The 15115-nt window shown below is 72.3% G+C and carries 12 protein-coding genes and 1 pseudogene; 11 read left to right on the top strand and 2 right to left on the bottom strand.

Annotated features, from left to right (window positions below; translation table 11 throughout):
- Positions 1-61: 61 nt before the first annotated feature.
- The 4 genes from ACFVXA_RS21250 (at position 62) to ACFVXA_RS21235 (ending at position 5888) form a co-directional block, all read left to right on the top strand.
- Entirely contained in the window at positions 62-3274 is a 3213-nt protein-coding gene (locus tag ACFVXA_RS21250) for a S41 family peptidase (RefSeq protein WP_390025996.1), read from the top strand.
- Positions 3275-3453: 179 nt separating this feature from the next.
- A complete protein-coding gene (locus ACFVXA_RS21245; protein ID WP_383905063.1) occupies positions 3454-3807 on the top strand; it encodes a histidine triad nucleotide-binding protein in 354 nt (117 codons plus the stop codon).
- Positions 3808-3813: 6 nt separating this feature from the next.
- On the top strand, positions 3814-4746 hold the full coding sequence (locus ACFVXA_RS21240) for a ribonuclease Z (protein WP_390025994.1): 933 nt from the start codon (positions 3814-3816) through the stop codon (positions 4744-4746).
- A 149-nt stretch (positions 4747-4895) separates the two neighbouring features.
- Positions 4896-5888, top strand: coding sequence for an adenosine deaminase (locus ACFVXA_RS21235; RefSeq protein ID WP_384022300.1), 993 nt, complete (start codon positions 4896-4898; stop codon positions 5886-5888).
- A gap of 18 nt (positions 5889-5906) precedes the next feature.
- On the opposite strand, the gene ACFVXA_RS21230 is transcribed toward ACFVXA_RS21235, so the two are convergent.
- Positions 5907-7154, bottom strand: coding sequence for an MFS transporter (locus ACFVXA_RS21230; protein ID WP_383744172.1), 1248 nt, complete (start codon positions 7152-7154; stop codon positions 5907-5909).
- 320 nt (positions 7155-7474) lie between these two features.
- Between ACFVXA_RS21230 and ACFVXA_RS21225 the strand changes: the two genes are divergently transcribed.
- The 5 genes from ACFVXA_RS21225 (at position 7475) to ACFVXA_RS21205 (ending at position 12048) form a co-directional block, all read left to right on the top strand.
- A complete protein-coding gene (locus tag ACFVXA_RS21225; protein WP_362018300.1) occupies positions 7475-8584 on the top strand; it encodes a PfkB family carbohydrate kinase in 1110 nt (369 codons plus the stop codon).
- A gap of 238 nt (positions 8585-8822) precedes the next feature.
- Positions 8823-9881, top strand: coding sequence for a PhoH family protein (locus ACFVXA_RS21220; protein WP_362018302.1), 1059 nt, complete (start codon positions 8823-8825; stop codon positions 9879-9881).
- 12 nt (positions 9882-9893) lie between these two features.
- Positions 9894-10391, top strand: a complete 498-nt coding sequence (gene ybeY, locus ACFVXA_RS21215) for an rRNA maturation RNase YbeY (RefSeq protein WP_362018304.1) — start codon at positions 9894-9896, stop codon at positions 10389-10391.
- Positions 10388-11692: a hemolysin family protein gene (locus ACFVXA_RS21210; RefSeq protein WP_362018306.1), complete on the top strand. Its 1305-nt coding sequence runs from the start codon at positions 10388-10390 to the stop codon at positions 11690-11692. The genes ybeY and ACFVXA_RS21210 overlap by 4 nt, the downstream gene beginning before the upstream one ends.
- Entirely contained in the window at positions 11689-12048 is a 360-nt protein-coding gene (locus tag ACFVXA_RS21205; RefSeq protein ID WP_362018308.1) for an MmcQ/YjbR family DNA-binding protein, read from the top strand. The genes ACFVXA_RS21210 and ACFVXA_RS21205 overlap by 4 nt, the downstream gene beginning before the upstream one ends.
- Here the strand turns inward: ACFVXA_RS21205 and ACFVXA_RS21200 are convergent.
- Positions 12010-13514, bottom strand: a pseudogene (locus tag ACFVXA_RS21200) (MFS transporter). The gene ACFVXA_RS21205 and the pseudogene ACFVXA_RS21200 sit on opposite strands and share 39 nt — an antisense overlap.
- 145 nt (positions 13515-13659) lie before the next feature.
- On the opposite strand from ACFVXA_RS21200, the gene ACFVXA_RS21195 reads away from it, so the two are divergent.
- Together ACFVXA_RS21195 and ACFVXA_RS21190 are read left to right on the top strand one after the other, a co-directional pair.
- Positions 13660-14481, top strand: a complete 822-nt coding sequence (locus ACFVXA_RS21195; RefSeq protein ID WP_383905145.1) for a helix-turn-helix transcriptional regulator — start codon at positions 13660-13662, stop codon at positions 14479-14481.
- Between the two features lie 139 nt (positions 14482-14620).
- Complete coding sequence (locus tag ACFVXA_RS21190; protein ID WP_362018314.1) at positions 14621-14974, top strand: cytidine deaminase; 354 nt, start codon at positions 14621-14623, stop codon at positions 14972-14974.
- The last annotated feature ends 141 nt before the right edge of the window (positions 14975-15115 follow it).

The raw sequence follows: 15115 nt of genomic DNA, 5'->3' as shown, positions 1-15115 counted from the left end.
GGCGCGGATCAAGTGATCGAAACCCCTTTCAGGGGGCGCTGTCGCTGCATAGGGTGATCGGGTGACAGAGTCCGCAGCCTCCGCGTATCTCAGGTTTCCGCATCTGCACGGTGAGTTGGTCGTCTTCACCGCCGAGGACGACGTCTGGGCCGCCCCGCTCGACGGCGGCGGCCGCGCCTGGCGGATCAGCGCCGACAACGTACCGGTGAACCACCCGCGCATCTCCCCGGACGGAACGACCGTCGCCTGGACGTCGACGCGGGACGGGGCACCCGAGGTGCACGCCGCCTCCCTGGACGGCGGCCCCGCCAAGCGGCTGACGTACTGGGGAAGTTCGCGCACCCAGGTGCGCGGCTGGACCCCGGACGGCCAGGTGCTCGCACTCAGCACCCAGGGACAGGCGAGCCTGCGGCGCAGCTGGGCCCGGGCCGTCCCGCTCGACGGCGGCCCCGCGACGACCCTTCCGTACGGGCCGGTCGGCGATGTCGCCCACGGCGGTCCCGGCCTGGTGCTGCTGTCCGCTCCCATGGGGCGCGAGGCCGCCTGGTGGAAGCGTTATCGCGGCGGTACGGCGGGCAAGCTGTGGATCGACCGGGAGGGCGACGGGGGGTTCGTACGGCTGCATGAGGACCTCGACGGGAATCTCGAGTACCCGTCGTGGGTGGGGGACCGCGTCGTCTTCCTGTCCGATCACGAGGGCGTCGGGGCGCTCTACTCCTCCCTCGCCGACGGGTCCGGCCTGCGACGGCACACACCGCTCGACGGCTTCTACGCCCGGCACGCGGCGACCGACGGCACGCGGGTCGTGTACGCGTCGGCCGGTGAGCTGTGGCTCCTCGGCGACCTGGAGGGCGCCGAGCCGCGGCGCCTGGACATCCGGCTCGGCGGCCAGCGCGTCGACCAGCAGCCGCACCCCGTGAGCGCCTCGCGCTGGTTCTCCGCCGCCGCGCCCGACCACACCGGACGCGGCAGCGCGATCTCCGTGCGCGGCGCCGTCCACTGGGTGACCCACCGCTCGGGGCCGGCCCGCGCCCTCGCCGCCGAACAGGGCGTACGCGCCCGGCTGCCCCGCACCTTCCGGGCGGACGGCGAGGAGTACGTGGTGTGGGTGACGGACGCGGAGGGCGACGACGCCCTGGAGTTCGCTCCGGCGACGGGAGTCGCGCCGGGGGCCACCCCCCGCCGGCTCGCGGCCGGGCAGCTCGGGCGGGTGCTCGGGCTCGCGGTGGCGCCCGACGGCAGCCGCGCCGCCGTCGCCTCGCACGACGGACGGGTGCTGCTCGTCGAGCGTGAGAGCGGCGAGGTGCGCGAGGTCGACCGCAGCGAGGACGGCGAGGTCAGCGGCCTGGTCTTCTCGCCCGACTCGGCGTGGCTCGCCTGGTCGCACCCCGGCCCGGACCCGCTGCGCCAGCTCAAGCTCGCCAACACCGCCGACCTGTCGGTCACCGAGGCGACCCCGCTCCGCTTCCGGGACTACGCGCCCGCCTTCACCCTGGACGGCAAGCACCTCGCCTTCCTGTCGGCGCGCGCCTTCGACCCCGTCTACGACGAGCACGTCTTCGACCTGGCGTTCGTCGGCGGCTCGCGGCCCTACCTGATCACGCTGGCCGCGACCACGCCGTCCCCGTTCGGGCCGCAGCGGCACGGCCGCCCCTTCGAGGCGCCCGACAAGGACGAGACGCCCGACAGCGAGGGCGCCCCGACCACCCGGATCGACCTCGACGGCCTCGGCGACCGGATCGTGCCGTTCCCCGTCGAGGCCGCGCGCTACTCGACGCTGCGGGCCGCCAAGGACGGGCTGCTGTGGCTGCGCCATCCGGTCCGCGGTGTGCTCGGCGCCTCCCGCGCCACCCCGGACGACCCGGACCTGAAGACCGAGCTGGAGCGGTACGACCTCGTCCAGCAGCGCATCGAGCACCTCGCCGCCGACGCCGACCACTTCTCCGTCAGCGGCGACGGCAAGCGGGTCCTGCTGTGGACCGACGGCAAGCTCAAGGTCGTCCCCAGCGACCGGCGCGCCTCGAACGACGACGAGAGCGACACGAACATCACCGTCGACCTCTCGCGGGTACGGCAGACCGTCGACCCGGCCGCCGAGTGGCGGCAGATGTACGACGAGACGGGCCGCCTCATGCGGGACAACTTCTGGCGGCCGGACCTGGGCGGGGCCGACTGGGAGGGGATCCTCGACCGCTACCGGCCGATCCTGGAACGCGTCGCCACCCACGACGACCTCGTGGACCTGCTGTGGGAGGTGCAGGGCGAGCTCGGCACCTCGCACGCCTACGTCACCCCGCGCGGCGGTTGGGGCGGCGGCGACCGGGCGCAGGGGCTGCTCGGCGCGGACATCTCCCGTCACGCGGACGGCAGTTGGCGCATCGACCGGATCCTCCCGTCCGAGACCTCCGACCCGCACGCGCGGGCGCCGCTCGCCGCGCCCGGTGTCGCGGTGCGCGCCGGGGACGCCGTCGTCGCGGTCGCCGGGCAGCCGGTGGACCCGGTGGCCGGGCCCGGACCCCTGCTCGTCGGCACGGCGGGCAAGCCGGTCGAGCTGACCTTCTCCCCGTCCGGCGGCGGCGACGTACGGCACGCCGTGGTCGTACCGCTCGCGGACGAGGAGCCGCTGCGCTACCACGCGTGGGTCGCGGACCGGCGCGCTTACGTCCACGAGAAGTCCGGCGGGCGCCTGGGCTATCTGCACGTGCCCGACATGCAGGCGCCCGGCTGGGCCCAGATCCACCGCGACCTGCGGATCGAGGTGGCCCGCGAGGGGCTGGTCGTGGACGTCCGGGAGAACCGCGGCGGACACACCTCCCAGCTGGTCGTCGAGAAGCTCGCGCGGCGCATCGTGGGCTGGGACCTGCCGCGCGGGATGCGGCCGTACAGCTACCCGGGGGACGCGCCGCGCGGCCCGGTCGTGTCCGTCGCCAACGAGTTCTCCGGCTCCGACGGCGACATCGTCAACGCGGCGATCAAGGCGCTGGGCATCGGGCCCGTCGTCGGCACCCGCACCTGGGGCGGGGTGATCGGCATCGACAGCCGCTACCGGCTCGTCGACGGCACGCTCGTCACTCAGCCCAAGTACGCGTTCTGGCTGGAGGGTTACGAGTGGGGCGTGGAGAACCACGGCGTCGACCCGGACGTCGAGGTCGTCCAGGCCCCGCAGGACCACGCCGCCGGACGTGACCCCCAACTCGACGAGGCGATCCGCCTCGCCCTGGCGGCCCTGACGGAAAACCCGGCGAAGACCGCGCCCGCTCTGCCGCCGTTGTGACGTCGGCGGAGGGTGACCGCCCGCGGGCGGGCGCCGCGCCGTCGTGGTGCGGCCGATCAGCCGCTTCGCGGCGGATGACCCCCGCCCGCCCTTTCGGGCGGGCACGGCCGCAGGCGGCCCGCCCGTCCGGGCCGATAGCATGCGGGCGTAATGATCAGCGGGCGTGAGGAGGCACACGCATGACAGGAGAGCCGCAGGACGACTGCCTGTTCTGCAAGATCGTCGCGGGGCAGATCCCGGCGACCCTCGTCCGGGAGACCGAGACGACCGTCGCCTTCCGCGACATAAACCCCCAGGCGCCCACCCACATCCTGGTCATCCCCAGGGTGCACTATCCGAACGCGCTGTCGCTCGCGACCGCCGAACCCGGCGTCGCCGCGGACGTGCTGCGCGAGGCCGGCGAGGTCGCCGCCGAGGAGAAACTGGACAGCTACCGCGTCGTCTTCAACACCGGCAGCGGCGCCGGCCAGACCGTCTTCCACGCGCACGCCCATGTGCTGGGCGGTCGCGGCATGCAGTGGCCCCCGGGATAACCGACCTTGTCCGCACGTGAATTGGTGGTCCTCGGCACCGCCAGCCAGGTCCCCACCCGGCACCGCAACCACAACGGCTATCTGCTGCGGTGGGACGGCGAGGGACTGCTCTTCGACCCCGGCGAGGGCACGCAGCGCCAGATGCTGCGTGCCGGGGTCGCCGCGCACGACCTGCACCGGATCTGCGTCACCCACTTCCACGGCGACCACTCGCTCGGACTCGCCGGCGTGATCCAGCGCATCAACCTCGACCGCGTCCCGCACGAGGTGACCGCGCACTATCCGCGCTCCGGGCAGCACTTCTTCGACCGGCTGCGGTACGCGACCGCCTACCGCGAGACCGTCGCCCTGACGGAGGCGCCGGTCGACACGGACGGTGTGCTCGCGTCCACGCCGTCGTACACCCTTCAGGCGCGGAAGCTCTCCCACCCCGTCGAGTCCTTCGGATACCGGCTGGTCGAGCCGGACGGTCGGCGGATGCTGCCGGAGCTGCTCGCCGAGCGCGGGATCAAGGGGCCGGACGTCGGGCGCCTGCAGCGGGAGGGCTCGCTTCCCGGGGTGTCGCTCGCCGACGTCAGCGAGCTGCGCCGCGGGCAGCGATTCGCGTTCGTCATGGACACCCGGCTGTGCGAGGGGGTGTACGCGCTCGCCGAGGGGTGCGATCTGCTCGTCATCGAGTCGACGTTCCTGGACGGAGACCACCAACTCGCCGTTGACCACGGCCATTTGACGGTGGGTCAGGCGGGTCGGGTGGCGAAAGAGGCTGGCGTACGGCATCTCGTGCTCACGCACTTCAGCCAGCGGTACTCCGATCCCGGGGGCACCTCCCCGACGGAGTCCGGGGGAGAGTTCGAGCGGCAGGCACGGGCCGCGGGGTTCGAGGGGGACCTGACGGTGGCGCACGATCTGGTGAGGGTGCCGGTCCCCAGGCGCCGGTGACGCCGGGTGCCGGTCCCAAGCGCCGGTGACACCGAGTGCCGGTCCCGGGCGGGGGCGACGCCGGGTGCCGGGTGCCTGAGCGCGGGTGACACCGTTCGGGCCCGGGCGCCGATTCCGGGGCGGCCGGGAAGCGACCGTACGATGCTTCGATGTCCCTCCCCAAGGCTGAACTGCACCTCCACATCGAAGGCACCCTCGAACCCGAGCTGGCCTTCGCGCTCGCCGCGCGCAACGGCGTCACGCTGCCGTACGCGGACACCGAAGAGCTGCGCAAGGCGTATCTCTTCGACGATCTCCAGTCGTTCCTGAACCTGTACTACGAGCTCATGGCCGTACTGCGGACGGAACAGGACTTCGCCGACCTGGCCGACGCCTACCTGGCACGGGCCGCCGCGCAGGGCGTGCGGCACGCGGAGATCTTCTTCGACCCGCAGGCGCACCTCGTGCGCGGGGTGGGCATGGGGACCGTCGTGGAGGGTCTGCACCGCGCGCTGGTCCGCAGCGAGGAGACGCACGGCATCTCCACCCAGCTGATCATGTGCTTCCTGCGCGACGAGTCCGCCGAGTCGGCCATGGAGACGCTGGAGGCCGCGAAGCCGTACCTCGACCGGATCGTCGGCATCGGCCTGGACTCCGCCGAGGTCGGCCACCCGCCGGTCAAGTTCCGCGAGGTGTACGAGGCCGCCGCCGCGCTCGGTCTGCGGCGCGTCGCGCACGCCGGCGAGGAGGGCCCGCCCGCGTACATCACCGAGGCGCTGGACGTGCTCGGCGTCGAGCGCGTCGACCACGGGCTGCGCTGCATGGAGGACCCCGAGCTCGTCGAGCGGCTGGTGCGGGAGCGGATCCCGCTCACGCTGTGCCCGCTGTCGAACGTACGGCTGCGGGCCGTCGACATCCTGGAGGACCACCCGCTGCCCGCCATGATGGACGCCGGGCTGCTGTGCACCGTCAACTCCGACGACCCCGCGTACTTCGGCGGCTACGTCGGCGACACCTTCCACGCCGTGCACGAGGCGCTCGGGCTCGGCCAGGAGCGGCTGCGGGAGCTGGCCCGCAACTCCTTCGAGGCGTCCTTCCTGGAGCACGACGAGGAGCGGCGGGCCCGGTACATCGCCGAGGTCGACGCGTACGAGTTCGAGTAGCTCGCGTTCGAGCAGTAGTCAGGCGGTTCCGGGCCCCGGGGTGGCTGCCGCTGCCGCCTGCCGGGGTCCCGCCATGTCGTACGCCGTCCGCTGGGCGGGTACGGCCTCCAGCGGGATCTCGACGACCGGGTGTTCCTGCGGGACGCCGCGCCTCGGGCGGAGCGCCACCGCCGTCATCGGGACGGTGACGACGAGCAGACCGAGTGCCAGGATCGCGCCCATCGCCGGGTAACCCGTCCGCGCCGAGAGCAGACTGCCGGTGAGCGGGCCGCACGCCGTGCCGAGCGAGGAGGCGGATCCGACGAGCACCGCCCACCGGCCGCGCTGGTCCAGGGAGGCGGCGAGGCCGATCACGTACGAGAGCACCACCGGGTAGAGCGTGTTCCAGGCGATCTCGCCGGTCGCGAACGACGTCAGGTCGCTCGCCGCCGCGCTCAGCGCGATGCACCCGGCGATCAGCGCCGTGCCCGCGCCGATCGGCAGGGCCTGGCCGAGCCGCGGGCCCAGCGCGCCCGCCCCGACCACGCCCAGCAGTCCGGCGCCGAGCGCCACCGCGAAGACCGCGCCGACCGTGACCTCGGTCAGCCCCGCCTGGGTCAGACCGATGCGGCCGCTGACGCCCCAGAGGGAGTTCTGGGCGAGGGACCAGCAGAGCATGGCGGCGGCGAGGACGACTCCGGAGCGGGGGTGCGGGAGCGGGGTGGCGGCGCGGAGTGCCTGGGGCGCCGGCGCGTGGGCGGGCAGGCGCCCGGTCAGGGGCAGTACGAGCAGCGCGGTGCAGGCGATCGCGGCGAGCGGGAGGCCGTGCGCCGGACCGAGGTGGGGGATCGTCAGATACAGGGCGCCCGCGAGGCCGGATACGCCGAGCAGGCCCAGGGTGGTGGTGCGGTGCGGGTCGCGCTGGGCGGCCACGCCGGTGGCGGCGACCGTGGTGGCCGTACCGGAACCGAAGCCGCCGACCACCGCTCCCGCGATGACCAGGGGGATGGCCGAGGTGAGGGCGGCGGTGCCGTAGCCGACGGCCGCGAGGAGCAGGCCCGTTCGGGCGAGCCTGCGGGGGCCGAAGCGGTCGACCCGGGCGGCGAGCAGGAAGCCCGCCGTCGCCGAACTCAGCAGCAGCGCGCTGCCGATGGCACCGGCCTGCGTGGCCGACAGCGGGAGGCCCGCGTCCAGTCTGCCGACGGTGGTCGGCAGCAGGTACGCGGCGAGGTACCCGGCCGTGAAAAGGGCGACGAGGGGCCAGGGCGTGGTGGTGCGGGCGGACACGGGCGTTCCCAGGGCATGCGAAAGAAGCGGCTCGGTAAGGGGGTTGGGCGGCTGTCGACGGACAGGAACGCGCGGGCAATTTGTATCAAGGGGGTGGGGGTGCGAAGAAGGTGGGGCGGTGTGATCTGGGGCACGTTCTGTTTGTGACGGGTGAGTGGGGGTAGACGAGCCCGCTCTTCGCCCCCTCCACCTCTGGGATTCAGCCCCTCCCGCGTTTGACGAGCGGGGGTTTGGGGGCGGTGACCCCGGCGTGACCGTCGGCGGCTCGTGGGTGCTGTGGTGCACACTGGCCAGATCCGCACCACCTCAGGGAGCGCACCGTGATCGCGTCCGACGGAGAGCGACCGTTCTGCCAGGCCCACGTCGACCCGCTCGCCGGGCTGCGCACTCCGCAGGACCCGCCCTGGGACGTCTACCTCACCGGCACGGTCTTCCTGGACATCATCTTCACGGGCCTCGACTCCGCCCCGGTGCGTGGGACCGAGTCCTGGGCGCGCGGGATGGGCTCCAGCCCGGGCGGTGTCGCCAACATGGCGAGCGCCCTCGCGCGGCTGGGCCTGAAGACCTCCCTCGCGGCGGCCTTCGGCGACGACCACTACGGGGAGTACTGCTGGGACGCGCTGGAACAGGGCGAGGGCATCGACCTGACCCCGTCGCGCACCGTGCCCGGCTGGCACTCGCCCGTCACCGTCTCCATGGCGTACGAGGGGGAGCGCACGATGGTCAGCCACGGACACGAGCCGCCACCGGTGGAGCCCGCGCCGGAACACGCCCCCCGCGCGCGTGCCGCCGTCGCCTCGCTGACGCCCGGCACGCGCGCGCAGTGGATCGCCGAGTCCGCGCGCGCGGGCACCCGCATCTTCGCGGACGTCGGCTGGGACGACACCGGCCGCTGGGACCTGGCGGGCCTGGCCGACCTCGAACACTGCGAGGCCTTCCTGCCGAACGCCCAGGAGGCGATGCGGTACACCGGAGCCGACTCCCCGCGCTCGGCGGCGCACGCGCTGACCGAGTACGTACCGCTCGCGGTCGTCACGCTCGGCTCCGAGGGCGCCTACGCCGTGGACGGTCGTACGGGTGAGACCGCCGAGGTCCCGGCGATCGCCGTGGAGGCCCTGGACCCCACCGGCGCCGGCGACGTCTTCGTCGCCGGCTTCGTCATGGGCACCCTCGCCGACTGGCCCCTCGCCGACCGCCTCGCCTTCGCCGGGCTCACCGCCGCCCTCTCCGTCCAGGAGTTCGGGGGCTCGCTGTCGGCGCCCGGCTGGGCCGAGATCGCTGCGTGGTGGCGCCGCGTCCACTCCGTCGCCGACCAGGATCCGACGGCCCTGAACCGGTACGCCTTCCTGGAGGGCCTGCTGCCGGAGGTGACCCGCCCGTGGCCACTGCGGCGGGCGGTGCCCACGATCGGGTTCGGGCGCTGGTCGTGACGGCGAGGACGGACGTCACGTGACGCCGAGGGCTGACGTCGTGCGGTGACGCCGTGGGCGGACGTCCCGCGGCGACGCCGTGGGCTGACGTAGTGGGGTGACGTCGTGGGGTGACGCCACGAGGTGAGGAAAAGCCCTACGGCTCTGTCAGTGCAGCGACGTACCCTGGGAAACGCAAGGCTGCCCATGTGGCAAGCGTGCCGATCAAGGAGGAAAAGCAGGCCTACAGAGCCGGCCCATGACTCAGACACCCACAGCTCAGACCCCCGCACAGGGGCAGGCACGAGCGCATTTCACGGTTCCCGCGAACCACCCCATGGTCACCGTGCTGGGATCCGGCGACGCCCTCCTGCGCGTGATCGAGAAGGCCTTCCCGGCGGCCGACATCCATGTCCGGGGCAATGAGATCAGTGCGGTCGGCGACGCCGGTGAAGTCGCCCTCGTCCAGCGCCTGTTCGACGAGATGATGCTGGTGCTCCGCACGGGGCAGCCGATGACGGAGGACGCAGTGGAACGCTCGATCGCCATGCTCAGGGCGAGCGAGAACGGGGAGGGCGACGGCCAGGAGACTCCGGCCGAGGTGCTCACGCAGAACATCCTGTCCTCGCGAGGCCGCACCATCCGCCCCAAGACGCTCAACCAGAAGCGGTACGTCGACGCCATCGACAAGCACACCATCGTCTTCGGCATCGGCCCCGCCGGAACCGGCAAGACGTACCTCGCCATGGCGAAGGCCGTGCAGGCGCTGCAGTCCAAGCAGGTCAACCGGATCATCCTCACCCGCCCCGCGGTGGAGGCGGGCGAACGGCTCGGCTTCCTGCCCGGCACGCTCTACGAGAAGATCGACCCCTACCTGCGCCCGCTGTACGACGCGCTGCACGACATGCTGGACCCGGACTCGATCCCGCGGCTCATGGCGGCGGGCACCATCGAGGTCGCCCCGCTGGCCTACATGCGCGGCCGCACGCTGAACGACGCCTTCATCATCCTGGACGAGGCCCAGAACACGAGCGCCGAGCAGATGAAGATGTTCCTCACCCGCCTCGGCTTCGACTCGAAGATCGTGGTCACGGGTGACGTGACGCAGGTCGACCTCCCGAACGGGACGAAGTCGGGACTGCGCCAGGTCCAGGACATCCTGGAGGGCCTCGACGACGTGCACTTCTCGCGGCTCACGTCCCACGATGTCGTCCGGCACAAGCTGGTCGGCCGTATCGTCGACGCGTACGAGAAGTACGACAGCGAGAACGGCACCGAGAACGGCTCCCACAAGGGCCGGGGCCACAAAGGGAAGTAGACCAGCACACCCATGTCGATCGACGTCAACAACGAGTCCGGAACCGAGGTCGACGAGCAGGCGATCCTCGACATCGCCCGCTACGCGCTCGCGCGGATGCGCATCCACCCGCTCTCCGAGCTCTCGGTGATCGTCGTGGACGCCGACGCCATGGAGCAGTTGCACATCCAGTGGATGGACCTGCCGGGCCCGACGGACGTCATGTCCTTCCCCATGGATGAGCTGCGTCCGCCGTCGAAGGACGACGACGAGCCGCCGCAGGGGCTGCTCGGCGACATCGTGCTCTGCCCGGAGGTCGCCGAGCGGCAGGGCAAGGACGCTCCGACGCAGCACACCATGGACGAGGAGCTTCAGCTCCTCACCGTCCATGGCGTGCTGCACCTGCTCGGCTACGACCACGAGGAGGCCGACGAGAAGGCCGAGATGTTCGGCCTCCAGGCCGCCATCGTGGACGGCTGGCGCGGCGAGAAGGGCATGACGGGCCCCTCGCCGGCTCCGACCGTGTCATGAGTCCTCAACTCGCCCTCGGCGCCGTCCTGCTGGTCGTCGTCGCCTGGCTCGCCGCCTGCGCGGAGGCGGGCCTGGCGCGCGTCTCCAGCTTCCGCGCCGAGGAGGCCGTACGCGGCGGCCGACGCGGCAGCGCGAAGCTCGCCCAGGTCGCCGCCGACCCGACCCGCTACCTGAACGTGGCGCTGCTCGTCCGCGTCGCCTGCGAGATGGCGGCCGCCGCGCTCGTCACGTACGCCTGCCTGAAGGAGTTCGACAAGACCTGGCAGGCGCTGGCCGTCGCGATCGGCGTCATGGTCCTCGTCTCGTACGTCGCGGTGGGCGTCTCCCCGCGCACCATCGGCCGCCAGCACCCGCTGAACACGGCGACGGCGGCGGCGTACGTGCTGCTGCCCCTGGCACGGATCATGGGCCCGATCCCGCCCCTGCTCATCCTCATCGGCAACGCGCTGACGCCCGGCAAGGGCTTCCGGCGCGGCCCGTTCGCCTCCGAAGCCGAGCTCCGCGCACTGGTCGACCTCGCCGAGAAGGAGTCCCTCATCGAGGACGACGAGCGCCGCATGGTGCACTCGGTCTTCGAACTGGGCGACACCCTCGTACGCGAGGTGATGGTGCCCCGTACGGACCTGGTCGTCATCGAGCGGTACAAGACCATCCGGCAGGCGCTCACCCTCGCCCTGCGCTCCGGTTTCTCGCGCATCCCCGTCACCGGGGAGAGCGAGGACGACATCGTCGGGATCGTCTATCTGAAGGACCTCGCCCGCAAGACGCACATCAGCCGGGACGCCGAGTCCGAGCTGGTGTCGACGGCCATGCGCCCCGCCACCTTCGTGCCCGACACCAAGAACGCGGGCGATCTGCTGCGCGAGATGCAGCAGGAGCGCAACCACGTCGCCGTCGTCATCGACGAGTACGGCGGCACGGCCGGGATCGTCACCATCGAGGACATCCTGGAGGAGATCGTCGGTGAGATCACCGACGAGTACGACCGCGAGCTGCCCCCCGTCCAGGAGCTCGGCGACGACCGCTACCGGGTCACCGCCCGCCTGGACATCGGCGACCTCGGCGAGCTGTACGGCTTCGAGGCGTACGACGACGAGGACGTGGAGACGGTCGGCGGGCTGCTCGCGAAGGCGCTCGGGCGGGTTCCGATCGCCGGGGCGTCCGCGGTGGTCGAACTGCCCGACGGGCGCGAACTGCGGCTGACCGCCGAGGCCGCGGCCGGACGCCGGAACAAGATCGTCACGGTGCTCGTCGAGCCGGTCGCCCCGGCGGAGCCCGCCGAGGAGGCGAAGCCGGAGTGACCCCGCGGCAGCTGCGCGCCTTCTGTCTGTCCTTCAACGCGACGGTGGAGGACTTCCCGTTCAACCCGCAGACCTCGGTGTTCAAGGTGCTGGGCAAGCTCTTCGCGCTGACGAACCTGGAGGCGCGCCCGCTCACGGTCAACCTGAAGTGCGACCCGGAGGACGCGATCCGGCTGCGCGGGGAGCACCCGGGCCTGATCATCCCGGGCTATCACATGAACAAGCGGCACTGGAACACGGTGACGGTGGACGGCGAACTCCCGGACCGGCTGGTCCGGGAGCTCATCGAGGATTCGTACGATCTCGTCGTCGCCGGTCTACCGAAGGCCGAGCGCCTCCGCCTCGACCGGTCCTGAGCCCGCCTTCGGGCCGCGCCGGCCGAGGCCGACCGCGACCAGGACCGCCGCCGCCAGGACGATCGTCGCGTCCAGGGCGAGGACCGTGTGGACGCCGCTCAGCAGGTCGTCCGACGTCGTCGCCAGGACGCCGAGGAGCGGGATGCCGACGGTGAGCCCCACCTGCTGGGTGGAGGTCACCAGGCCGGTGGCCAGGCCCTGCTCCTCGTCGGGGACGCCCGAGGTGACGGTCAGACCGTACGAGACGATCGCGCCCAGGTGGCACATGCTGGCCAGCGAGACGGCGGCGGTGGCGAGCCAGACGGACCAGGTGTGCGCGTTCAGCAGCGTCATCGCCGCCACGAACAGGCCCTGACCGGCCAGCGAGCCGACCAGTGTACGGCGGGCGCCGAAGCGGCCGATGACCTTCGGCGCGGACACCCCGGCGACGGCCGACAGGACGCCCTGGACGCCGAAGACCAGGCCGGTCTCGAAGGCGGACAGGCCGAGGGTCTCTGGAGGTACAGGGTCAGGACGAAGACCACCGTCGACATCATCGAGAAGGTGACCAGGCCGGCCAGGTTGCCCCACGCCACCGTGCGGCGGCGCAGCATGGGCAGGCTGACGAGCGGGGCGTGGGTCCGGGACTCGACGCACACGAACGCGGCCAGCAGGAGCACGCCCAGGGCGAGGGTCGCGATGACGTCCGCGCCGCCGAAGCCGCGCTCGGCCGCCGTCGACAGGGCGTAGATCAGGGCCAGCAGACCGCCGGTGACGGTGACCGCGCCGGGGGTGTCGAGGCGCGGCCGCTCGGGGCTGGGGGCACCTCCCATGCCCTTGCGGCCATGGGGGAGGGACTCGGGCAGCAGGGCCGGCGCCAGCGCCAGCACGATCAGTGCGAAGACCGACAGCAGACCCATCGTCGAGCGCCAGCTCAGCACGTCGGTCAGGACGCCGCCCGCCACCATGCCGACCGTGAAGCCGAGGGACAGCAGCGTGCCGGAGATGCCCAGGGCACGGTCGCGCGCCGGCCCCTCCGGGAAGGTCGTCGTCAACAGAGACATGCCCGTCGGCACGATCGCCGCCGCACCCAGCCCCTGCAGCGCCCGCCCGGCCAGGAAGGACGCCGGGTCCCAGGCGAACGTCGCGAGCAGTGAGGCGGCGCCGAAGAGGGCCAGGCCCGCCAGGAACAGCCTGCGACGGCTGTACAGGTCACCGATGCGGCCGAAGAGCAGCAGGAAGCCGCCGGACGGCAGCGCGAAGGCGGTGACCGCCCACTGCAGCGCGGACTGGCTCATGCCGAGGTCCCTGCCGAGCACGGGCAGCGCCACATTCAGTACGGAGAAGTCGAGCGCGACCATGAACTGCGCCGCGCACAGCACGAAGAGGACGAGCTTGTCGCGGGTCGACAGCCGGGCGCCGGGACGGGACTGTTCGAGGGGGGAGGGGTGGGAAGCGGATGTGGTTTCGGTGGTGTCGATCGCCATGGGCAAGAGCTTGCTGCGGCCGGAATATCAGTGGGGAGCGGCAACTTATGCTGGTGGTCGCACCACCAGTCACCAAGAGGGGGATTCGAACGTGACGGAGGACGCGCTCCGGACCCGCCGACGGCGGGAACTGCGGGACTTCCTGATGAGCCGTCGGGCGCGCGTGACACCGGCGGAGGCCGGCCTGCCGGACGGCGGGGCACGCCGTCGTACGCCCGGCCTGCGCCGCGAGGAGGTCGCCGTGCTCGCCGGCGTCGGAGCCTCCTGGTACCAGTGGCTGGAGCAGGGTCGGGACATCTCCGTCTCCCCGCAGGTCCTGGACGCGGTCGCCCGCGTGCTGCGCCTCAGCAACGCCGAGCGGCGCCATCTGTACGTGCTCGCCGGGCTGAATCCGCCCGCCGCCGAGGTCGCGCCCGAGGACCGGGACATGTGCGACGGGCTGCGCAGGCTGATCGACACCTGGATGCCGTATCCGGCGCACATCATGGACCGCTACTACAACTGCGTGATGTACAACGACGCCGCCGGGATGGTCCTCGGCATGCGTCCCGAGAACTCGCAGAACTGCATCGTCGACTTCTTCACCGACCCCCTCTACCGGGGCCGGTCGCGGACCTGGGGGGTGAACGCGCGCACGGTCGTCGCCCAGTTCCGCGCGTCGTGCGCCGCCGCGCCGGACGACGAGGGCTTCCAGGAGCTGCTGGCCCAACTTCAGCAGGTCAGCGGCGAGTTCACCGAACTGTGGGAGCGGCGGGACATCGAGGACGCCGGGCAGATCCGCAAGGAACTCGACCATCCGCTGGTCGGCCTGCTCTCCGTCGAGTCCACCGCCATGAAGGTGCCGGCCCGGCCCGATCTCACGATCGTGCTGCACACGCCGCTGCCGGAGGCGAACACGGCGGCGAAGCTGGAGTGGCTCGCCTCGCCGGAGGGGCGGCGGGGGTCGATGTATCCGGTGGCCGGGTGACGCCGTTGTGCGGTGGCCGGCGGCCCCGTTCGGCGGTGGCCGGGTGACGCCGTTCGGCGGTGGCCGGGTGACCCCCTCGGCGACGGCCGAGTGACCCCCTTCGGCAGGGGTGCGTGCCGGTACTTCGTATGCTCAGGGCATGACCGACAGCAGCGCGCTTGACCCCGAGGACCGCAAGATCGTCACCCTGGCCCGTTCCGCGCGGGCCCGCAACGGTGTGCCCGAGGGGGCGGCCGTACGGGACGAGACGGGCCGTACGTATGTCGCCGGGACCGTGGCTCTGCCCTCCCTGCGGCTGAGCGCCCTGCAGACCGCTGTGGCGATGGCGGTGGCGTCCGGGGCGAAGTCCCTGGAGGCGGCGGCCGTCGTGTCCGAGGCGGAGGCGGCCTCGGAGGAGGACCGTGCGGCCGTACGGGACCTGGGTGGGCCCGAGACGCCGGTGCTGCTGGCGGGGCCGGACGGGGTTGTGCGGGTCGTCGTCAGGGCGGGCTGAGTCAACGGCGGGCTGAGCCAACGGAGGCTGAGTCAATGGAGCTGAGTCAATGGAGCTGAGTCAATGGGGGGGGCTGAGCCAGGGTTTTCGCCCCTCCGCCCCTTCCCGACCCGTATCTGGGGGGCTGCCGCCCCCCAGACC

The sequence above is a fragment of the Streptomyces sp. NPDC058246 genome (assembly GCF_042881985.1).
Taxonomy (GTDB): Bacteria; Actinomycetota; Actinomycetes; order Streptomycetales; family Streptomycetaceae; genus Streptomyces.
Note: the sequence above shows the minus strand (reverse complement) of the source record. Positions and strands in the feature narration are given on the sequence as shown.